This is a genomic window from Vibrio coralliirubri, from assembly GCF_024347375.1.
GTDB classification, from domain to species: Bacteria; Pseudomonadota; Gammaproteobacteria; order Enterobacterales; family Vibrionaceae; genus Vibrio; species Vibrio coralliirubri.
This window is the reverse complement of the sequence record NZ_AP025471.1, coordinates 1,039,837-1,061,426: the sequence shown is the minus strand read 5'-3', so window position 1 is coordinate 1,061,426 and position 21,590 is coordinate 1,039,837. Positions and strand designations below refer to the sequence as shown.

Sequence of the window (21,590 nt, the reverse complement as noted above, 5' to 3'; positions counted from 1 at the left end):
CATCAAGACTTTGATGTCGTAAAAATAGAGTGTAATGCTTTTGATATGTCAGATAACAACCCGACAGCGCCTGTTCTCACTCTAGAAAATATCTTCACCATAAAGGCAATTTATGTATAAAAAAATAATGCTTGTCCTTGCTATGAGCATAGCTTTCATGACGTCAAACAATCCCGCTCTTGCTAAGGATAACGTCAGTGTTAACACCTCTTCACCGTTTGAGTCCCTCCCTCCCTTTGATAAAGCGTGGCGACTTGATTTTGCGAAAGATTACGCGCACATGATCCTTTCCTTGCCAGACCCTATACGAGTGGCGTCAGATAAGATAAAAGAAGTATTAACTCAACACGGGTACCATGATATTGATCCTGATGCGGTTTTTTATCACCACTTTGACGGGGCACAGAGCAGTCATCGAACTTATAATGGTTGGGCTCATTACGAGCACCCAAGCGAATCTTATACACTCACTCAAGCGGTTATGCTCAATGCATTCAGTCGTTATCGAGACTCGTATCCTGGCACCATCAATGTTGATACTGGGATCTATACACAAGGCGCGACTGGTGAAGCGTTCGATGAAAAAAATGAAGTCCGCTTACTTTCGTCGACCCTGTGGAATATCGCTTACGACGAGTTAGATATTCAAGGCGTTTATAGTGAGGCGTTAACAACGTTTTGGTCGGAGAATACAACACGCTACACCCAACTAGTGAGAGACAGTTACGCCTTTTCAGCCTATCAGCAGTACCATCATGGTTTGCTCAACCAAGCTCAGTATCAACTCGCCATCGCCATACTCTCTTCTTCTCAAAGAAGAGAGGTCAGTGTGTATCGTTTTGATGTCTACGGTTATGACTCGACTGATATCTTATTGATTGATTCTAAAGACGGCCAAGGGGGCTTGCTCTATACTCCAGGCGCTCAACAACCATTTTGGGCATACCGCAGTGAACGTCAGCTCAAAAAACACTTATTCAAGAGTTTAAGAAGTCCCTCAAACCGAAAACATTTACAGTCACATTTCAGCCTTTATTTAAGGCAAGATGGCGCAACGTATTCCGGTGTGGATAAGGCCTTAAAAGCATTTGCCACTGATAATTGGTCGGAGGGCTATATGATGATGAAGCGTCATCGTATCGACGGGAATGTGTTTGCTCGAATGACGGAACAGATGAAAGCGCGTTTAGTCAGTGACGGAGATACCATGATCAAATCCGATCTTGAGGCACAACGCGATTACCTACTTTCTGTGGCTTATAGCGTCATGACCCTATTGCCGGTGGTTGATGTTATTGCTCCTGAGATGGGTATTCCATTGAACATTGGTTTGAGCGCAAACCTGTTTGGGTTGAGTCTTGACAAAGCGTTACACGGTGACACATTGCAAGAACGTTTAGAAGGCACAAAGATGAGCTCAATCAACGCCGCGATAATTGGAGCGACGACGCTTTTGCCCGCCCTTGCTCAATATGGTCGTGCATTAGCAGAAGCGACTGAAATTGCGACAGAGTCTCTCCCTAATGTTATTGTGGCCAACTCTGGTTTTCCCATCGAAGAGATGGAAGGATTCACCTCGATGCCTCGTTTAATCGTGCACCCTCAAACAAGCGAAGAGCTTTTAGGTGTCAAGCTAACCAATAGTGGTCGAAGTACTTTACTTCGTTCAGATGGGTTTGCTTATTATCGCGAAGTCGATGCTTCTAGTGGGCGATTAATGACGGACACGCGTATCGTCAGAACCGTTAACCCTGATACTGGAGAAGTACAATGGCTAGAAAATGCTGGGCTAAGAGGGGGAGGTGATGTCGTCAACAATGATGTGACTTCTGAAAGCGAAAGAAGTACGTTACCTGAACTGTTATTACCGGAAGATTTACCAGAACGCCCTGGCATGGGTGGGTCTGGCTATGCTGATATGGGGGGAGGAAGAGAAGAGGAAGCATTGAGAGATTTTTTCGAGCTAGAGCAGAAGGTCGACCCCTATGCTTACCTAACCGACGTCGATAAGCTTCATGAAGTGAGTGCTAGAGCACAGCAGGAAATTCGCTCCCTTCCATTTTATCGCAATTACGATCCCGAGGTGAGAGGCTCATTAGTCTTTCGAGGCGATAACCGTCTACCGGATGAGCTATTTCACTCTGGTTTCAATCGTAAAGTAGAGCCAATTGAGTATATTAGGCATGCTCACCATACTCGTGGGATCCGCGGCGTGATTTCAACCACAACCGATCAACGTATTGCGGTCAACTACGCATTACATAATCAACGTGGCTATGTGTATGCGATAGAGTTGAATCATGGTGGAAAGTCGGTGGATACGTTGTTGAGAGGTGAGTCTCTTAGTGAGATTGCGACCTTAAATATTCCGCCAGAAGACATTATGTTCGCACTAGGACCTTTCTCAGGTGCTGAAACGTCGTACTCAACATTAATAGAGAGCGAAGAACTTAGAACGGCGGAACTGATGATTAATCCTCATTCACAGGCTTCATTAGAAGTGGCAGAAAGGGCTTTCGAGAAGATAAAAGCCACGTTGAAGTACCCACTCAGTCCGGAGATGTCTTTTAGCGAACGATACATAAACAGAGCCGATTTATTTTGGCATGAGACTGAAGCTTCACTGCCTATGTATCATTAAGTCAGGTATCTGTCTGTGTGGTAGGCAAAAAGATAAATTTATAGAGATTGTTATAGGCTTTGATGTAATGGATGCTAAATAAGATGCACATAAAAAGCCAGTAACTTACGTTACTGGCTTACTAAAAATAGCGTTCCTGCCAAGTTTTTGAGCTCCTTGTTCTTGTTGGTTGCATATTGAGCTTTAGGGTTCCTTTGTATTTATCAGAAGCAACTTACAGGGTTTAAGTAACATTGGTAATAAGTAAAATCATCGTCATAATTATGTACACCACTACTATTTAATAGTAGCGGTGAAAGTAAAGTATCAGAGTTGATGTCATTTTCTGGGAGTTGCTTAGCCCCAGCCGACACAGAAATGAATAATGCAACTAAGCTTAAAGTGTTAAATTTTTTCATATTGGTCACCTTATGAATTTGATTAAAAGCCAAGACGTTTTGAAATCTTAACTTATTTGAATGTAACGATTCTGAGTATAATGATAGGAGCTTAATAGCTCTTAATTTCATTGTATTAACATAATTTCATATTGTCAGCGCTTTGGGTAGGCTTTGTTGCGTAATTCAATGGAACTAAATCAAGAACCTACGATCTGATCAGCTACCTCCACTCTATCTCGTAGTCCTATGCCTAAGCCTCGTTATAAAACAACCAACTGGAAGCAATACAACCGATCACTCATTAACCGTGGTTCTCTGACTTTTTGGATTGATGAAGAAGCAATAAGCGGATGGGCGCAAAGCAAACAGAATAAGCGCGGTAGGCCGCGTCGGTTCAGTGATTTAGCTATCACGACAGCACTCATGGTCAAACGAGTTTTTTCTATGCCATTGAGAGCGCTGCAAGGATTTATCGACTCGATATTTAGGTTAGCCCATGTACCGTTAAGTTGTCCGCATTACACCTGCATCAGTCGTAGAGCCAAGCAAGTTGAGGTTTCATTTAAGACTAAAACGAGAGGAGCGATACAGCACCTAGCCATTGATGCTACTGGCCTTAAGGTTTATGGCGAAGGTGAATGGAAAGTCAAAAAACATGGGACGGATGGCAAGCGTAGAGTCTGGCGAAAGCTGCATATTGCAGTCGATACCAACACTCATGAGATCATTGCCGCCGAGCTAAGTTTATCGACGGTTACAGATGGAGAAGTACTCCCGAACTTACTGAAACAAACACGCCGAAGTATCCTTGAGGTGTCTGGTGATGGCGCTTACGACACGAGAGCGTGTCACGCTGCTATTAAGATTAAGGGAGCTATTGCGCTTATTCCCCCAAGAGAAGGGGCTGCCTTCTGGGAGCGTGGTCACCCTCGAAATTTCGCCGTGGGTTGCCAGAAATTATACGACTCAAATAAGTATTGGAAAGAGCGGTATGGATACCACAAACGTTCACTCTCAGAAACAGCGATGTATCGAGTTAAACAGTTGCTAGGAGGGAAACTGAGCTTAAGAAATTACAATGCCCAGGTGGGTGAAACTTACGCGATGATAAAAGCGTTGAACAAGCTTACTGGGTTAGGTATGCCTGAAACTTGTCGTATTGACTAAGAAACAAGCGAAACGGGTTGGCTCTATCTCTAAATTTAATTACGCAACAAAGCCGAAAAATATACAACTTTAGTCAATAAAATTGAAGAACAATTTGGGCTGACACTTGATGATCTTAATACCAGTATGGAAAACCTAGAGCTAGACTCATTGACGAAAGCAGAATTTGCGTTTTTGATTGAAGGTGAACTCGATATTACATTAGATGACGAAGTTTTGCGAAACGCCACGAGTGTCGGTTCTTTGCTTGAGAAAATTCCCGGAGTAAAAGACTAGGATGTATGTTTCAGATCAGGTGGCCATTGTTGGTATGGGTGTTGTTAGCCCATATGGTTTGGGGGCCAATAAACTATGTATCTGGGATACGTAATGGCGATTCCAGTTATAACCGTGACACGGAGTATGGTGGATACGTCGTAGCTAAATGTGAACAGAGCTTGGATACATCCATAAATTATCGTAGTAAAGAGCGTACGTCAAAAATGTCCCTTATTGCACTCGAAGACGCGTTAGGCTACATCGGTGGAGAGATAGATGTAGCTGCTGATATGTTAGGTGTTTACACAGGTTATTCCTGTGGTGGTCCGGATTCACAAAGTGAAGGCTACCAACGTTCCAGTCAAGGGCGCTCTCTGTCTCCCTTGACCGTCGTAAAAAGTATGTGTAATACACCACTCGCAGAAATATGCTTGAAGGTTGGCGCTAAAGATCCTCTGTTAATTATTCAATTGCATGCTCTTCCTCTTCGATGGCGCTGCATGAAGCAAGAAAAGCACTCTTATTAGAATAAGTGGATATAGCGATCGCTGGGGGTGTTGAATCACCAGTCTGTGAACCTAGTTTAGCAGCCTGGCCAACGATGCGAGTGATGAATGTTGATACGGATCTGAATACTTATGGTTGCTGTCCTTTTGATGAGAATAGAAATGGACTAATTTTAGGTGAGGGTGCCGCTTTTTATTTTGGAACAGCTATCGACGGCAATTGCTAAAGAAAGAGAGATCCTAGTTATATTAAGTGGGTCCGGAGTGTCGACCGACATTAAACATATGACTAACTAGACGGTTATGAGTAGGATGCTAGATTAGAGAGTATGGCACTTCATAAAATTTATTAATAAATAATGCTCTATTAGTTGGTTTGATAATTTACTAAACTATCAATATTAATTTATTTTTATGGATTTAAGAAGTGGCAATTAAAAAAGATACGACTATTACATTTATAGAAAAAGCAGTTAAGAAATGGGGCGATAAATACGACTATCAATATGTACAATATATTAATAGCAGAACTCCAGTAAAAATGTTTTGTAGAAAACATAGTAAAATATTCTGGCAAACTCCAAAAGCTCACTTTATTGCTAAAAGACATTGTTGCCCAGCTTGTTATAAGGAAGTTCGAGGGCAATATCAAAATGAATGGCGTAATAAGTTGTCAGTTGAGAGTGCGTTATTAATGAGGGATCATTCTCTTATAAATCAAGTTTTTTGTTGCTAGATTTAAACAACAAATAATCTAGATAAATATAGTGTTTATATTTCTTAAGTTCCATCGGATGTATTCATTATAGTGATAAATACATTAGGTAGAATTATGCAAAAATGCTGTGTCGATCTTTATATATTAACAACCAATAAAAATAAATAGTCCAGATGTCTTATTGGTAGAAAAATAAGCCTAAACAGGAGTAAAAAGTTGAAAAAGCGAGTTCTATTTACACTGCCTATGTCCATTCTAACCACAGATGTTGTCGCTAGTGTGAATTTAAATGGCGGAATGGGGGGGGAGTTGGTTCAACCTGCGTCACCTTCACCAAATTGGAATAATTATCAGATTACTCTCAAAAACAACGGAAGTAGTGCGATTGAATTACACCAGAACGAGTTTCGTTTTGACACCCCGTCACCTATGTATAGCGCACCATGGGGAGTCAGCGGCGTTAGTGTGACTCTGAAATCCTCGAAGGCGAATGACGACATGTTCACCAACACGTTGGTATTTGCGTCATACAACGGCACATCTCGTGTGCTTAAGCCAGGTGAGTCAATCTCGATGACATTTGGCTATGGCGGAACCTTGGACAGTGCGTTGATCGAGGCTACGTTTCGTTTTGCGGGTGATGACCATGTGGTTGAACCCAACTATGCGCCTAGCGTTACTCTCTCTCGCCCTAGTTCAAATATCTCTATCGTAGAGGGCCAGTCTTTAACGCTAACAGCGCAGGCTTCCGATGTTGATGGCGACCTAGAGGGCGTTAAATTCTTCGCCAATGATCGCCAGATCTCGGATGATAAAGCGTCACCATACGAATTTAATCTTGCCGACTTAGGGGTAGGTACGCACTCCGTTTACGTGAAAGCATACGACTCGAAAGGGAATATCACGCAAAGTGTTACTCGAACGGTTACTGTTGAACCAAACAAAGGCACTGCGCCTGAAATTGGCGTTACCCAACCAACGGGCCAAGTCGAACGGCTTTGTTGCGTAATTCAATGGAACTAAATCAAGAACCTACGATCTGATCAGCTACCTCCACTCTATCTCGTAGTCCTATGCCTAAGCCTCGTTATAAAACAACCAACTGGAAGCAATACAACCGATCACTCATTAACCGTGGTTCTCTGACTTTTTGGATTGATGAAGAAGCAATAAGCGGATGGGCGCAAAGCAAACAGAATAAGCGCGGTAGGCCGCGTCGGTTCAGTGATTTAGCTATCACGACAGCACTCATGGTCAAACGAGTTTTTTCTATGCCATTGAGAGCGCTGCAAGGATTTATCGACTCGATATTTAGGTTAGCCCATGTACCGTTAAGTTGTCCGCATTACACCTGCATCAGTCGTAGAGCCAAGCAAGTTGAGGTTTCATTTAAGACTAAAACGAGAGGAGCGATACAGCACCTAGCCATTGATGCTACTGGCCTTAAGGTTTATGGCGAAGGTGAATGGAAAGTCAAAAAACATGGGACGGATGGCAAGCGTAGAGTCTGGCGAAAGCTGCATATTGCAGTCGATACCAACACTCATGAGATCATTGCCGCCGAGCTAAGTTTATCGACGGTTACAGATGGAGAAGTACTCCCGAACTTACTGAAACAAACACGCCGAAGTATCCTTGAGGTGTCTGGTGATGGCGCTTACGACACGAGAGCGTGTCACGCTGCTATTAAGATTAAGGGAGCTATTGCGCTTATTCCCCCAAGAGAAGGGGCTGCCTTCTGGGAGCGTGGTCACCCTCGAAATTTCGCCGTGGGTTGCCAGAAATTATACGACTCAAATAAGTATTGGAAAGAGCGGTATGGATACCACAAACGTTCACTCTCAGAAACAGCGATGTATCGAGTTAAACAGTTGCTAGGAGGGAAACTGAGCTTAAGAAATTACAATGCCCAGGTGGGTGAAACTTACGCGATGATAAAAGCGTTGAACAAGCTTACTGGGTTAGGTATGCCTGAAACTTGTCGTATTGACTAAGAAACAAGCGAAACGGGTTGGCTCTATCTCTAAATTTAATTACGCAACAAAGCCAAGTCGAACTGCAATTAGGCGATTCTTTGAATGTTATTGCTGATGCTAGTGACGTCGATGACGATCTCGCTGGCGTAGAGTTTTATGTGGATGGACAAAAACTAGCGACAAAAACACAGCCACCATTCAATTTTCAATTTACTCCTGTAAACGAAGGTCTCTATTCATTCCATACAGCGGCTTATGATATCGCAGGGAACCGAGCGGAATCTCCACCTCAAGCCTTTAAAGTCACGGCTCCAGTTGTTGAAACGACACCACCTGTCATCAGCATTGTTTCACCACAGTTTAATGTTAACACTTTATCAGGCGAATCAATCGTGGTGGCTGCCCAAGCCTCCGATGTAGACGGTGACCTAACTGAGGTGCGTTTCTATGCAAATGGTGAGTTACTTGCGACAAAGAAAAGTGCGCCATATACCGTAATGCTTGTAAGTTAAGCATCGTTTAGCGTCTTCTTGGAGGCCTTGTCGCATAGCGACAAGGCCTCTTTTTTACTGCTCTTGGGTAACTTCGTTCTCGCCTCTCAGGTAAAACAAAGCTTTCTGACATATCCAGTATGTAGTTTATTACTTCTGGGATTCGTCCCGGTGCGACCGCTGGTAATAATTGAAGCTGTCCAACAAGGAATAATGAAGCCTGTTTAAAGCCGATTTGATAAGGCATCACTGACTTCTGATGATAGGCCATTTGACACATCATGAACCGCAGTAGATTGTAAGCAACCAGCATTCCCCAAAGCTCTTGATTCACTAACTCTGGCTTTTTGCTTCTTAACGTAAGTTGGTTCTGAAGCATGTATTGCTTCATCTCACGATACCCCAACTCTATTTCCCAACGATGGCTATATAGTTCGGCGATATCAGCACCAGGATATTTCATCGTGTCTATCATTGACGTTAATAGTCGGACTTCTTTTCCTTTAATCGTCTTTGTGATTAAACGAGCTTGGAGAGTTTTGGGGGCATCAACCCACTTCTTTTGAGCTTGAGGTGATAGCTTGAGCTCAACGAGCTCTTGTCCTCGGCCTACCTTCGATAACACAGTGTATTGAGCCCCTTTTCTTAATGGGAGCAGCCAATGTTTTTCATCGCCACTGGTTTGCCATTTATGCAGTAAGCCCAAGGCGTAAAATCCGCGGTCAAAAATAGTTAAGCTGTTTGAGGGAGATTGTTCAATAAGCGGGATCGTAAGGTCGACTTCACTTTTAGATACTGAGTCGAATGAAGCGCTGTTGAGTAAATGACTGGTCAGCTCCATATGGCAGACCATTCTCACTTGAGGGTAGTCAGATATCGTTGTTTTATTGCCTGTTCTACTAAAATGCTCATCATTACTTTTAGTGTCTGGTGTTCTCCACACAACACCATCTACAGCATGAAGTGTTAACCCATGCCAATCGGGATGAGGAGTCTTGCGGTGCCAAAGTCGTTGAGTGTGATTGAACACGGCTTCCATAACGTCGGAACCAAGTCGGTGACGTGCCTGTATGACAGCGCTAGGTGCGACGAATGGCTTCTTACCCGGTAGGAGAATATCAAGTTGCGAGACTACTTTATCCATCGATAAATGACGGTAAAGGGACATCCCTAAAACACTCCAAACCATCATTTCCATTGGTAACCTGCGCTTTCGAATAGTCGCAACCCCAGATTCTTGGAGGCACTGTTCGACGAGTTCCGGGGACAGCAGGTCTGATAACCCTGAGAGCTGTTCTGGAGAGAAGTTATGGACTTGATTAAGGGCTTGTCTAAGAAACATAAAAAATCCGAGTGTTAAAGAAACACTCGGATTTTGACATCCTTGGAGGATCGTTCAACCAGTCTTTTTTACTTAACTGATCGGCATTACGCCATATACCGCTGTTGTTATCGCCCAAGAAGGCACAACCGCTATCGTAGCGGAAGCGATTGATGCTGCAGGCAATACAACACGCACGTCAGAAATCAATATCACTGCAAAATCCTTGTCTGGTGGAGAGAGTTCAGGTGGAAGTTGTGATGTGCCTCAGTACCAGAATGGTGGTAATTATGCCTTTGGCGACAAGGTTCAGAACAATGGTTCCATCTACGTATGTAAGCAGTTTGGCTGGTGTGGGCAAGCTCCCTATGAGCCAGGTGTTGCATGGAATGGCAGTAATTTCTGGCAGGATGCATGGGACGTTGAAGGGGCTTGTGATGCGGAGCCAAACGTCGCGCCGTCTATCTCAGTCGTACAGCCTAATGTAACAGCAAACTCAACTTTTGAGTTGAATGCCAATACCAACGATGAAGATGGTCAAGTCGCAAAGGTAGAGTACTACATTAATGGCATTTTAGCGGGTACTTCGAGTCAGGCTCCATTTACACTAAGTCACCAAGGGCTGAGCGAAGGCGATTATCAACTATTCGCTGTCGCTACCGATGATAAAGGTGCACAAACACGTTCAGAAAATGTGGCATTCAATGTTGAACAAGCCTTTGAAGGCAATCGTTTAGCTATCACTTTTCCTAGCTTTGACCATAAAGATCTCTTGAATCCTCCTGCTGAACTGCAAGGCCAAGTTTTGACTGGCACGCTTTATTGTCCAGCGGATGGTACTACTACTCAAATTGAAGGCTCATGGGGCGAAACCGTCAATATTGATGGTTTAGGTGAAGACTGTTTGTATCAATTGAACCTTGATGGTTTCAGTGGCTACGTTGCCCGATTTTCACCTTGGGTAGTGAATTTTTCCAAGTCTGAAGAGCGACAAATTGATATCAATGCTCTGTATCGAGCACCGATTGCAACCGAAGCCCTTTTCCCATTAGGTGGAGTGAAAGTTGAAACCTATCTAGAAGGGATTTATCAACCTCGCTCTATGGCGATGGGTGACAACATGATCTTCGTTGGCTCCTCTTCAATCATGCTAGATAGCGAACCTTTAGGTGGCACTATTTACGCCGTTCAGCTTGATCCTCAAACAAAACAGCCAATCGGTACTTATGTCGTGGCGGAAGGCGAAGAGCCTCATGGTGTCGCATATCGCGATGGTAATCTCTACTACAGTACAGTAGGTGCTCTATACAAGATTGAGAACATCAATGAGAACTTTAAGTCACGCCCTGTAGCTGAAAAGATCTTCACTTATCCTGCTGACGGTACCAAAACGCCGATCCCAACAACGCAGTGGTTGACTCGGATGCAGCACCAAAAACATCCACTGAAGTTCAATACTGTCGACCCGACGGACAAGAAGCTTTATACCGCTGCAGGTCTTCCATGTAACATTTGTACCACACCAGAAGAAGAGCTTTACGGGACAATCTTCGCGATTGACTTGGAAACGGGTGAGTACGAAATTCAAGCCAATGGTATTCGTAACTCAGTAGGCTTTGACTGGCACCCTAAAACGGGTGAGATCTGGTTCAGTGACAACAACCGCCAGAAGTTTGATAACCCAGACGAGATTAACCGTATCTCAAGCCCAGGTGATCAAAACTTTGGTGCGCCAATTTTCTTTGGTAAAGATACTCGAGGTCTGACAGATAATGAGATGGCGAACTGGCAAGACCTACTACTTGGTGGTGAAGGCAGCGATGGCTACCCAATCATCCCGCCAAAAGCAATTTTGCCTCAGATCGATTATGACGTGGTTAAACCGACAGATTATGCTGGCGCTGAGTTTGATGTGTTTACCAACAGTGCGCCATTAGGGGTGAAGTTCTGGAACGCTTATTCTCAGTCAGACAATATCCAGCACCTTGTTTACGCGACTCATGGTAACAGTAAACCAGAACACCCGGGTTTAGAACTTCGTATGGTGACCATTCAAAATGGTACCGATGTGATTCATGAGCGTCCATTGGTGACGGGTTGGATGAGAGATCGCCAAGCGGTTGAATCTTACGCGTGTTTAACGGATGCATGTATTGGTCGTCCAGTTGAGTTCCTCGAATTAGACGATGGCTCAATGCTGGTGTCAGATGATAAAGCGAGCGTAATTTACCGCGTCTCTTATGATGCAGCAGGAGCAAACCAGAAACAGATTACTTTCACAACCACTGAAGCACCCGATAGCAGCTTAAGTGATGAGTTGGTCAGTGGCGCTTTGATTCATCCGAATGGTCATGAAAGTAAATTCCATGTCGCGTGGAATGCGCCTTCGATGAACATTGATGGTCTGGAAAATGGTACTTATCAGGTTCGTTTAAATGATGTTGGTGAGTTTATCCCAGAGCAACGTATTCATTCGATTACGATCTCGAATAGTGCGCCAGCGGCTACGATTGAGCTGAAGTATGTTGAAAAACCGAAAGATTTGGTGGGTGTCGTTAACTTTACTGCCCCAGCGAAACCTGCGAATGCCACTGAGTCTAGCTTGCGTCTCACCTTCATTGATAAAGCGCAAAACACAACGTTTGAGCGCGAAGTCGCTTGGGGTGCGTCATTAGAAGAAACGCTAGATTACGGTGCGTACGAAGTTCGTTTCCCATATTTAAAGAACTACTTCCCTCAACCATCTAAGCTCAATGTGGCGATTAATGAGTCCAGTTTAGAGCACAACTTAGATGTGGAGTTTATCGGCTTTAATTCTGGCGAAGATCTCATCGCGCAGAACTGTAATGCGTGTCACTCAACAGAGTTCTTCGATAATGCGAATAAGGCAAACGCGTGGAACAACGCAGGATACGATGCACTGCTCGACAAAATCATGTCTATGCCAGTGGCGGGTCACTGTGATCTAACCTGTGCAGAAGAGATTGCGGATTACCTATTCGATGAAGTGTGGAGCGAGTACCTCGGACAAACGGAATCGTATGGTGACCGACAAGTTAGACTACTTACAAACCTTGAGTACGCGAATACTATTCAAGATCTATTTGCCATCACCGTTGATAAGCAAAAACTGCCGAAAGACAAATATGAGCGTGAATTTAAATTCGCTGGCCAATCTAGTCAGGGCATCATCCTAACTGAGGACATGAAACAGTACCACTCGATGGCGGTCGACATCGCGAGTCGTCTTGATTTAACGGCAATTGGCTACAGTGACAATGTCAACAAAGCACAGTTCATTTCTAAACTAGGTCAGAAAATCTATCGCCGTCCACTAACCTCTGATGAGCAATCAAGGTTTAACACCTTCCTTGGTCAATATGGAGCAAGAGATCTTGTTGCGTCGATGCTGTTGTCGCCTAATTTCTTGTATCGCTCGGAGCTAGGTGCTTTGACTGATGAGGCCCACGTTTATGAGCTGAGTCAGTACGAAGTTGCCACTGCGCTTTCATACAGCTTCCTTGGTACAACGCCAAGTGAATCACTGCTAGCGAAAGCATCTCGCGGTGAGCTTGAAACCAACGAACAGGTCGCCGCAGAAGTGGCAAGCATGCTGACCAGTTCAAGAGGCATCGCGCGATTTACCGACTTTATTGGTTACTACATCCATACCCAAGTCCAAGAGCTGCCTGAAAAGCCAGGTCTAACGACTGAAGTGGTCAACGCTATGGTGCAGGAGCAGGCTGAGTTTATTCGTTACTTCCTAACCGAAGGGGAGGGCACGGTCGCAGAGCTGTTTAACCCGAACTTCACTTTTGTTAACGGAGCACTAGCTCAGCACTACGGAATTAGTGGTGTTACGGGCGAAGAGTTTCAAAAAGTTGTGGTCGACAATGCCCAGCGTGGTGGTCTGCTACAACAAGGTCTGACACACGTTGTGAACTCCGACTATGCGGCAACCTCTTTGGTCAAGCGCGGCCTAATGATTCGTCAGAACTTACTATGTCGCACCATCGGTGTACCAGTGGATGTCGATCCTGACTCAATCGAGCTACCGGAGTCACCAATTACCACTCGTGAGCGTTGGGACACCATTAACGGTCAAGATGCCTCGGCCGGACAGTGTTGGCAATGTCATGAGTTCATGAATGACACCGGCGCTTCGATGGAGAACTACAGCCAGACAGGTGAATGGAGAACGACCGAACCAGCATACAACGATCCAAGTGTCACTTTACCAATTGATGCGTCAGGCCCGTTGGTGGATAACTCTGGTTCTCGAGTGATGCTTGAGTTCAACAATGTGCGTGATATTTCCGCCCACTTCCCTACCAATGCCACCGTCCTTCAGTGTTTAGCAGACAGCTACTTCCGTTATGCAATGGGACAAGAGGCGAATGCCAACTCAAATGCAGGCATTCAAGACATGACCAAAAAGCTTGAGAAGAGTGGCTCGATTACAGAAATGCTGGAAACCCTAGCAACGTCGCAAATGTTCAAATTTAAAAAGGAGAGTAACTAATGTCTTTTCTAAAAAGTCGTAGACGTTTTCTAAAAGCCGCGGCAGGGGCTGGCGTTTTAGCACCGATGTCATTGCCAGGGCTTACCCGTATCGCTCATGCAGGTACAACAGGCCAAGCGAAAACTAAAGTGGTGTTCTTTGTGGTACCTGATGGCCTAGCTACAGATGGCTTTAATGGTCGATTCAATGAGGGTTTATGGTTTCCAAATACCGCTCAAGCTAATGCGAGTGATACCACGCAGTTTACGCTTAATGAGGTGAGCCAAGAGCTTGCTGCGTACAAAAACCGCTCTTTATACCTGCAAGGAATCATCTTAGGCCAAGGCAACGCAGGGCATAACGGTTGGACAGAAGTGTTGCGTGATAAAAATAAAAGCCAATCTTCTATCGATGTCTTATTGGGGCGAACTATGCAGGGAACGGATCCTTCTCAGCGTTCGATTTTTGCGGGTCCTCATGCGACTGACAGTGTGAACTGGTATGTCTCTTGGGATGGTAAGAACAAACGCACGCCTCAAGGTAACCCGACACTGTTGTTCGAAAACATTTTCGGCACAAACTACAGTGGCGCAAAAGCGCGTACGGCTCAAAATAACAGCGGTCAGCACTTATTTGATCCAATCAACCAAGATATTCAAACGTTGCGCTCAAAGCTATCAGGCAGCGAGCGACAAAAGCTGGATACTCATTTGGACTCTATGGAGCAAGTGGTTGCTGATATGGATGCGACCTTGCCAATTTCGGCGGAGTGTTCTCCTGTCATGCCGAGTAATCATCCGATGATGTCGGCTGATTTCAGAAATCAAGTTCAGTCAAGCCATCACCAGGTAGTAGCAACCGCGTTGAGCTGCGGTGTGTCACGAGTAGCAACGGTCCAAGTCGGACGCTCGGCTGACCAAGTGGTGATCAAAGATGCCAGTCTACGTGCTAACCCACACGATCTTGCGCACCGCTATAAGAGTGAGCAGGAGTGGAAAGATAGCCGTAAATGGTATGCACGTCAGGCGAAACTGTTCTTGGACGAGCTTTCTCGTCATGCCGATCCTGATGTCCCTTCAGATTCATTGTTGGACCACACACTCGTGGTGATTACCTCAGAAATGTCTGACGGTGCTCCAGAGCACCAGTACAACCAACCGATGTTATTTGTTGGTGGTGCTTCAGGCCTATTGAAGAGTGGTGATGGTCAAGGTCGTTATTTGAACATTACTTCTCAAGGGGACCGAAATCATTGGGCGGCAGGGCGTCAGGTTGATCAACAGCGTATTTGGGCCACTGTAGCTCAAGCGATGGGGACGTCAGTACCGTATGGCGGAAATACTAGCTCGGTTTCCGGTATTTTCACCAACGTAAGCTAATGCTTACTTAAGCCGTAAAGAAAGGGGGGGAGGTTTCTTCCCCCTTTATTTCAGGAGTAATTTCATGATCACCATTCTCCAACGATGCGCTTTATTCTTGCCGCTATTAGCGCTGACAGGGTGCGATAGTTCGGATGCTACCAAGCAAGTGACCGTGACTTCACAAGTCTCTGTGACAGAGCAAAAAGAGACAGCGCCTAAGCCCCAAAATAGCCCCGTTGTAATCCAAGGTTGGCTCAAACCAGGCAGCCCTGATCTTGAGTTTGTTGAGGTTCCTGTGCACGTAGCTTTAGAAGAATTTAATTCGAGTGGAGAGGCAAAAATCGTCGCGACCACAACAACAAAAGCTAACTACGATACGGGGTTCTTAGCTCGCTATTCTTTGGAGTACAACACTAGTCTATTGGACAAAGATGCAAAGTATTTTGTTCGAGCTGAAGCAAAACGGGGAGAGGATGTTCTTTGGCGCAACAACATCTTCTTTTCTGGTCTGACTAACCCCTACCAAAACTCAACAATCAACATCGTCGTGAAATAAGTCAGCAGTACTTGTAGTGACAATGCCAAATCAATTAACAACTAAACACAATTGGGCAGGCATTTAGTAACAACGCTCTGTGTAGAACAAAGAGACTAAAAGGAAATTTATGAAAGTTTTGAGTTTCGCATTATCAACGATTATGTCTTGTTCGGTAATCGCAAATGAGGGAATTATTGACTACGCACAAACTGGTGTTGATTACGAGTCGATAGTTATAAATTTAGCAATGAAGACAATGAGCAGTTAACTCAAGAAATTGAAAATGAGCTCATGTCGGAATTCTTTCCGGATGAAGGGGGAGAATTATTTTTTACATATAAGGATAAAACGGATGGTATCGATACGATACTGAACCGCTACTTTAAGATAAGACTTCCTGATGGAAAATCGAAAGACTATCAGTTCATAAACAGTGTCATTCGCTCCATCGAAAATTTAGATACTATCGAACACATATTCCCCGAGGCAAGGCCAGTACCCATCGAGTCATTTAGCTTGCCAACTAAGCGTACTTATAATAACGATTATAATGGTACAGATTACCAACCGATTCAAGATTACCTAAACGCCCCTGAAGATAAGAGAAACAACTATGCAGTTGGTGGTGTAGATGCATATTATGCATGGGATATAGCAGGAGGAGATGGCTCAGGGATCACAGTTATTCAGAAGGAGATTGGCCAATGGAATGAGCAGCACGAAGACCTGCCTAACTCTGTTGTGCAATTCTCGGGAAGCCAGGTAGATCAGCACGGTACAGCTTCTATGGGAATTATGGGTGGAATAAATAATGGTTATGGTGTTACAGGCATCGCACATAATGCTAGCTTCGGGCGAGCCGGGTCTTCGTCGGATAACTTTCCAGCTATGATTTCTTACCTTAAGCCTGGAGATGTGATCCAGATAGGTATTCAGATTGGTATGGGGAATGTTGCAGGCTGCACTAAGAACTGTTGGCTGCCGATGGAAAGTTCTGCGTTATGGTTTGATTTTATTAAAGAGTTAACAGACAAAGGCATAAACGTTATTCAGGCGGCAGGAAATGGTGGCCTTAACCTTGACCATCCAGACTTCAATGGAAAATATGATCGTAGTGTAAGGGATTCAGGCTCAAATCTCGTAGGAGCAGTATGCGCAGTGTCTGGTAAAACGGCTGGCTTTAGTAATTACGGTAGTCGGATAGATAATTCAAGTTGGGGCTGTTGGGATGTCGTAACTACGGGCTACGGTTCGTTATCAAGTAACTACAATGCAAACTATACAGATTCCTACGCAGGCACATCTTCAGCCAACCCGATTGTAGCGGGAGCTACTGCAGCGTTGTCTGGTGTAGCTAAAGCCTATGATATTAGTATTGCCCCTAAGTTACGTCAGTTGCTGGTAGAGACAGGAACTCCCGTGGGAGATCAACGTTATATCGGTACTCAACCTGATCTTGAACGAGCAATTGAAACTTTGCTAGGCAACACGGATGGAGATGACCAGACCCCAGACGAAACAAACCAAGCGTCAATTGCGATTGTGACAGCCGACAAAACCACATTGGGAGGTGCGGGCTCTTTATCACTAAGCGGAGATAAATCAAGTGATCCTGATGGTGATCGGTTAGTCTACCAATGGCAACAGATTCCGCCGACATTCCCGTTAGCGATATTAGAGACACCAACTGAAGCGAATACGGTCGTTCGTTTAGCTGACACTAACGCTAAAATGACGTATCGATTCTCCCTTACAATTAGTGATGGTGGGCTGTCCGATAGGGCAGAAGTTTCAGTCGTGCAGACACCAATTCCAGAGGTGACTCAATCTCCTCTATGGCAAGCGGGTAGAACTTACTCTTCTCCGTGTCAACGAGTGACGTGGCAAGGGACTGAGTGGGATAACCAGTGGTGGACACAAGGTCACGAGCCTGGTTCTGATGGCCAGTGGGGCGTTTGGCGTAAAGTGAATAGCAGCCAATATAACCAATGTGATAAATAGACCACTCACTAACCTCGGATGAGCTGTCTCCTCATGTCCCTTCAGATTCATTGTTGGACCACACACTCGTGGTGATTACTTCTGAAATGATCAATATAACCAACCTATGCTGTTAGTTGGTGGTGTATCAGGCCTTCTCAAGAGCGGTGATGGTCAAGGACGTTATTTCGATATCCGCTCTCAAGGCGAACGGAATCAGTGGGCTGCAGGGCGACAAGTCGACCAACAGCTTATTTGGGCAACGGTGGCTCAAGCTATGGGGGCGTCGGTGCCGTATAGCGGGAGTACCAGTGCGGTATTTGGTATTTTTACTAACGTGGAACTTAACGTGTAGTGGTTTAATGATCCCGGACACCAAATTAGGTGGTAAAGTCTCCACTGTAAATGAGGTGTTCAACGACAAAACGACAACGACGTACATTTTCCTCCGAGTTCAAAGTGGATGCTGCGAGTTTGGTTCTCGACCAAGGCTACTCAATAGCTGAGGCAGCGCGCTCTCTTAATGTCGGACGAACTCGAACGTTCTCTCTAATTGAGCAGGTGAGTGAGCGCGAAACGGTCAAAATGCTTTGTGGGTTGTTCGATGTCGCGTCTTCCTGTTATTACGAGTTTAAGCAGCGGAAGCCGGATGCATATTGCATTCGGTTAGCTAGCCGAGTTAAGGAGTTCTTTAACATGAGTCGTGGCGCAGCTGGCAGTCGAGCACTGGTTTCTATGTTGCGCTCTGAGGGCTTAGAAGTTGGTCGATTCAAAGTACGAAAGTTTATGCAAGAAGCGGGAATGACAAGTTAACAACCTGGCTCGCATCGCTGTAAGCAAGCAAAGTTAGAGTGGTCAGATATACCGAATCTGCTGGAGCGTGAGTTTTCTGTTGTTGCATCCAATGAAGTTTGGTATAGCGATATTACTTATATCTGGTCAGGTGCAAAATAGAGTTATCTGATCGTCGTGCTAGACCTATTTAGCCGATGAGTAGTGGGATGGGCACTATCAGATAAAACAAATGCTGAGCTGACTTGTAAAGTCTTGGATATGGTTTGGGAGCAACGAGGGCGACCTAGCCATCAGACCAAGGATGTCAATATTGCAGCCGTAAATAACGTTAAAGGCGTTGGCGATACTGCATAACTCAAAGTATGAGCCGTCGAGGGAATTGTTGTGAAAATGCTCCAATGGAAAGGCTATTTAGGAGTCTAAAAACCGGATGGGTCCCAGCGATAGGTTACCTATCCAAAACTCAGGCCAAGAGAGGCATCCACTATTATTTGATGGACTAAAATACGCACGGCCTCATCAAACAAATGGCGGGCTGTCGTCCGTAGATGCCGAGAATCGGCTTAAATCTGTGTCCGGAATTTGTTGACCACTACAAGGTGGATTATGGGTAGGATCATGATTCGAATGACCTAATAGTTTGTGATAAAATTCGACTACCCATTCAACCTAGCGGTAAGGTTGTATGTCATCTGGGACGGATTGGTAAGCTACTATTGTCAATGGCGAATGTTTATGGAGTAGACCATACAGTAGTTCGGTAATCCTAGGGGGAGTTTAACTGTAACACCACGTATAACTAGCGCTCCTAGATATGATGTTTATACTCATTAATAAGAGCAAAAATAAAGCCCTGTGAGTAGCCCCCCCCACAGGGATTTTATCTAATAAAATCAACGCTTTACTATATCGTAATGCATGATGATATGTGCTAAACAGTTGAACATGAATGTAGCGTAGTTCTTGGGATGTATATCCTAAGTCATAGGAATCTATGCGTTACGGACTAAAAAACACTTACGGATAGCAGAGAGATTAGACCATTAAAAGTTGAGTTGCTTTTTGAGCTCAGTCAATCCGCCATACAACTCATCGCTTGGCGGAGTAGCGACAAAAGTACCCAATGACACAACTTTCCCCTCTTTCGTTAGCGCAGTAAAACCGATTTGACTAGCAATAACTTGGGTTACATTTATTAACTGAGACTTAAAAGGCTCAGTGTTTGCTGCTAGTGCGATTGAACCGTCTTCACCCCAACCAGTTACAGTACCGTCTTTATGCACAACAATAAAACCATCTGCGCCAATGGTAACATAGTCGGCCTCTAATACGTCTGCATATTCGTGAAACTTTCCCCAAGCTACAACAGTGTTATTTTCAAGAATCCCTACGCAACCGTTATTATAACAGGAACCATTACTAATACGTCCAGCCGGTGTTGTAGACCAAGAACCATCGGAGTTAGCTGTCAGGCCTCGAGTATCAACTTCTCCCCAAACAACTAAAGAGCCATCGCTTCTAAGCGCAGTGAATCCTTTCGGTGAAGCGAACACATCTTGTACATCTTTAAGAGCCTCTTTGACGTCAGAGGTATTTCCTCCAGATGCTTGCACCCCCCAAGTTGTCACAGTGCCGTTATCATTAATAGCTGCAGTAGCTCCACTATTAAAAATGACATCGGTAACATCACCAAGTTCTTGCTGGATATCGGCGATGCTAATACAGTCATTCGGTTTGTCGTAACATTCGGTTCCCCCCCATTCTGCTAGGTCACCATCTTTATTCTTTGCTAGAAATCGAACGTAGCCTCCCCAAATGTTGGTAATGTTAGTGAGTGTTTCGGAAAAGTCTACAGCTCCACTGTTTGGATGACCCCAGGTTATAATACGACCATCGTTCCTTAACGCAGCAAACGCATCTAGGTTTGCCGTTATACTCACTATGTCAAACAGTTTATCGTCTACAAGACTAGTGTCGCCACCTGTGTCATTTGGGATACCGTTTAATGCGATTATGGAGACTCTATGAGCTTCGGTAAGGACTGCTGTGTTTCGAGCATTTGTTGTACTTATACGCGGCTTGTCGGTCGGAAAAGACACGTGTTGGTTATCGAAAAAACTCCATGTAAACACTGAATTATCATTTTTTAGGGCACTGATTGTTTGGCCAAGGTGAGAATCATTGTTATAACTGCTGACCGAAGTTATACGACCACCAGTCACAATCAGCCTTCCTTTACTGGTTTTACACGCGTTACTGCTCACAACATTACAATACTTGCTTTTAACGGTAACCGTCACACCAATTTCACGAGCTTTATCGCCATCATTAAGAGAGTAGTGCTCGCTATCATTACTAACTGAGTTTCCGTCTATGTCATATTGATAGGCAGTTTGAGCCAAATCGCAATCGCTACATGTTACAACTGTGGTTAACAAGTCGGAATGTTCAGTTATCAAAATATCCGAAATTTGTGGAGGATTGGGAGCGTCAATACCAATTTGAATTCGAGCGGATGCTTGCTGCTCTTTATTGTCTGTTACGGTATAGGTCAACGTCTCTACACCGTAGGCCAGGTTGTTGGGTGTATAAGTGAATTCGAGAGTTCCTGGAATGATTTTTACAGTACCGAACTGCGCTCCGGATACCTCTTTTAACATCGGTTTAGTTTCGGTACTGTTAATAACATAGTCGGTAGCATCGATGATAACGGATTCGGAATCCATCTTAATAGACGATACTTGGAAGTCTTGAGCACTTATGCTAGGTGTATTGATTGATGGTCGCTCAGACGGTTCTTCACCTCGAAATCCTTCCGAGGAATCATAACAACCAAACAATAAAGCAAGCGTCACGAAAGGTACACATGACTGAAGTGAAATAGTTTTCATAGAAATAAAAAGTAATTGCGTTAGTAAATTTAACTTATTTTCAAGCATGTTTACTCAGTTGTATTG

The 21,590-nt window shown here is 44.5% G+C and carries 18 protein-coding genes and 1 pseudogene; 15 read left to right on the top strand and 4 right to left on the bottom strand.

Annotated elements, in window-relative coordinates; genetic code table 11:
• The first annotated feature begins 157 nt into the window (after nucleotides 1–157).
• Nucleotides 158–2,641 carry a dermonecrotic toxin domain-containing protein gene (locus OCV20_RS21360; RefSeq protein WP_261881450.1) on the top strand — a complete coding sequence of 828 codons (2,484 nt, stop codon included), beginning with the start codon at nucleotides 158–160 and terminating at the stop codon, nucleotides 2,639–2,641.
• A 203-nt stretch (nucleotides 2,642–2,844) separates the two neighbouring features.
• Here OCV20_RS21360 and OCV20_RS21355 read toward each other — a convergent pair whose 3' ends face one another.
• On the bottom strand, nucleotides 2,845–3,039 hold the full coding sequence (locus OCV20_RS21355; protein ID WP_086775867.1) for a hypothetical protein: 195 nt from the start codon (nucleotides 3,037–3,039) through the stop codon (nucleotides 2,845–2,847).
• 228 nt (nucleotides 3,040–3,267) lie between these two features.
• Between OCV20_RS21355 and OCV20_RS21350 the strand changes: the two genes are divergently transcribed.
• The 8 genes from OCV20_RS21350 (at nucleotide 3,268) to OCV20_RS21320 (ending at nucleotide 8,158) form a co-directional block, all read left to right on the top strand.
• A complete protein-coding gene (locus tag OCV20_RS21350) occupies nucleotides 3,268–4,188 on the top strand; it encodes an IS5 family transposase (RefSeq protein ID WP_086773621.1) in 921 nt (306 codons plus the stop codon).
• A 126-nt stretch (nucleotides 4,189–4,314) separates the two neighbouring features.
• The gene (locus OCV20_RS21345) at nucleotides 4,315–4,464 is read left to right on the top strand and encodes a phosphopantetheine-binding protein (RefSeq protein WP_086776008.1); all 150 of its coding nucleotides are present in this window, start codon (nucleotides 4,315–4,317) and stop codon (nucleotides 4,462–4,464) included.
• Between the two features lie 206 nt (nucleotides 4,465–4,670).
• On the top strand, nucleotides 4,671–4,973 hold the full coding sequence (locus OCV20_RS21340; RefSeq protein ID WP_086776007.1) for a hypothetical protein: 303 nt from the start codon (nucleotides 4,671–4,673) through the stop codon (nucleotides 4,971–4,973).
• A gap of 5 nt (nucleotides 4,974–4,978) precedes the next feature.
• Nucleotides 4,979–5,179, top strand: coding sequence for a beta-ketoacyl synthase N-terminal-like domain-containing protein (locus OCV20_RS25945; protein ID WP_108721740.1), 201 nt, complete (start codon nucleotides 4,979–4,981; stop codon nucleotides 5,177–5,179).
• Between the two features lie 200 nt (nucleotides 5,180–5,379).
• Complete coding sequence (locus OCV20_RS21335; protein ID WP_086776006.1) at nucleotides 5,380–5,688, top strand: hypothetical protein; 309 nt, start codon at nucleotides 5,380–5,382, stop codon at nucleotides 5,686–5,688.
• Between the two features lie 228 nt (nucleotides 5,689–5,916).
• On the top strand, nucleotides 5,917–6,693 hold the full coding sequence (locus tag OCV20_RS21330) for an Ig-like domain-containing protein (RefSeq protein ID WP_261881449.1): 777 nt from the start codon (nucleotides 5,917–5,919) through the stop codon (nucleotides 6,691–6,693).
• A 50-nt stretch (nucleotides 6,694–6,743) separates the two neighbouring features.
• Nucleotides 6,744–7,664 (top strand): IS5 family transposase, encoded by a 921-nt coding sequence (locus OCV20_RS21325; protein ID WP_086773621.1) that lies wholly within the window; start codon nucleotides 6,744–6,746, stop codon nucleotides 7,662–7,664.
• Nucleotides 7,665–7,681: 17 nt separating this feature from the next.
• The gene (locus OCV20_RS21320) at nucleotides 7,682–8,158 is read left to right on the top strand and encodes an Ig-like domain-containing protein (RefSeq protein WP_261881448.1); all 477 of its coding nucleotides are present in this window, start codon (nucleotides 7,682–7,684) and stop codon (nucleotides 8,156–8,158) included.
• 7 nt (nucleotides 8,159–8,165) lie between these two features.
• Here the strand turns inward: OCV20_RS21320 and OCV20_RS21315 are convergent, their stop codons facing one another.
• Entirely contained in the window at nucleotides 8,166–9,479 is a 1,314-nt protein-coding gene (locus OCV20_RS21315; protein WP_086775497.1) for an IS4 family transposase, read from the bottom strand.
• Nucleotides 9,480–9,551: 72 nt separating this feature from the next.
• The gene (locus tag OCV20_RS21310) at nucleotides 9,552–9,674 is read right to left on the bottom strand and encodes a hypothetical protein (protein ID WP_261881447.1); all 123 of its coding nucleotides are present in this window, start codon (nucleotides 9,672–9,674) and stop codon (nucleotides 9,552–9,554) included.
• A gap of 10 nt (nucleotides 9,675–9,684) precedes the next feature.
• Between OCV20_RS21310 and OCV20_RS21305 the strand changes: the two genes are divergently transcribed.
• The 6 genes and pseudogenes from OCV20_RS21305 (at nucleotide 9,685) to OCV20_RS21280 (ending at nucleotide 19,222) form a co-directional block, all read left to right on the top strand.
• Nucleotides 9,685–13,980, top strand: coding sequence for a DUF1592 domain-containing protein (locus OCV20_RS21305; protein WP_261881446.1), 4,296 nt, complete (start codon nucleotides 9,685–9,687; stop codon nucleotides 13,978–13,980).
• Nucleotides 13,980–15,338 (top strand): DUF1552 domain-containing protein, encoded by a 1,359-nt coding sequence (locus tag OCV20_RS21300; RefSeq protein ID WP_086775601.1) that lies wholly within the window; start codon nucleotides 13,980–13,982, stop codon nucleotides 15,336–15,338. Before OCV20_RS21305 ends, OCV20_RS21300 begins: the two co-directional genes overlap by 1 nt.
• Nucleotides 15,339–15,402: 64 nt before the next feature.
• The gene (locus OCV20_RS21295; RefSeq protein WP_086775602.1) at nucleotides 15,403–15,876 is read left to right on the top strand and encodes a hypothetical protein; all 474 of its coding nucleotides are present in this window, start codon (nucleotides 15,403–15,405) and stop codon (nucleotides 15,874–15,876) included.
• 273 nt (nucleotides 15,877–16,149) lie between these two features.
• The gene (locus OCV20_RS21290) at nucleotides 16,150–17,859 is read left to right on the top strand and encodes a S8 family peptidase (RefSeq protein WP_086775603.1); all 1,710 of its coding nucleotides are present in this window, start codon (nucleotides 16,150–16,152) and stop codon (nucleotides 17,857–17,859) included.
• A 106-nt stretch (nucleotides 17,860–17,965) separates the two neighbouring features.
• Nucleotides 17,966–18,193: a hypothetical protein gene (locus tag OCV20_RS21285; protein WP_086775604.1), complete on the top strand. Its 228-nt coding sequence runs from the start codon at nucleotides 17,966–17,968 to the stop codon at nucleotides 18,191–18,193.
• Nucleotides 18,194–18,243: 50 nt separating this feature from the next.
• Nucleotides 18,244–19,222: pseudogene (locus OCV20_RS21280) on the top strand (IS3 family transposase).
• Between the two features lie 454 nt (nucleotides 19,223–19,676).
• Here the strand turns inward: OCV20_RS21280 and OCV20_RS21275 are convergent.
• The gene (locus OCV20_RS21275) at nucleotides 19,677–21,572 is read right to left on the bottom strand and encodes an Ig-like domain-containing protein (protein ID WP_086775605.1); all 1,896 of its coding nucleotides are present in this window, start codon (nucleotides 21,570–21,572) and stop codon (nucleotides 19,677–19,679) included.
• Nucleotides 21,573–21,590: the final 18 nt, after the last annotated feature.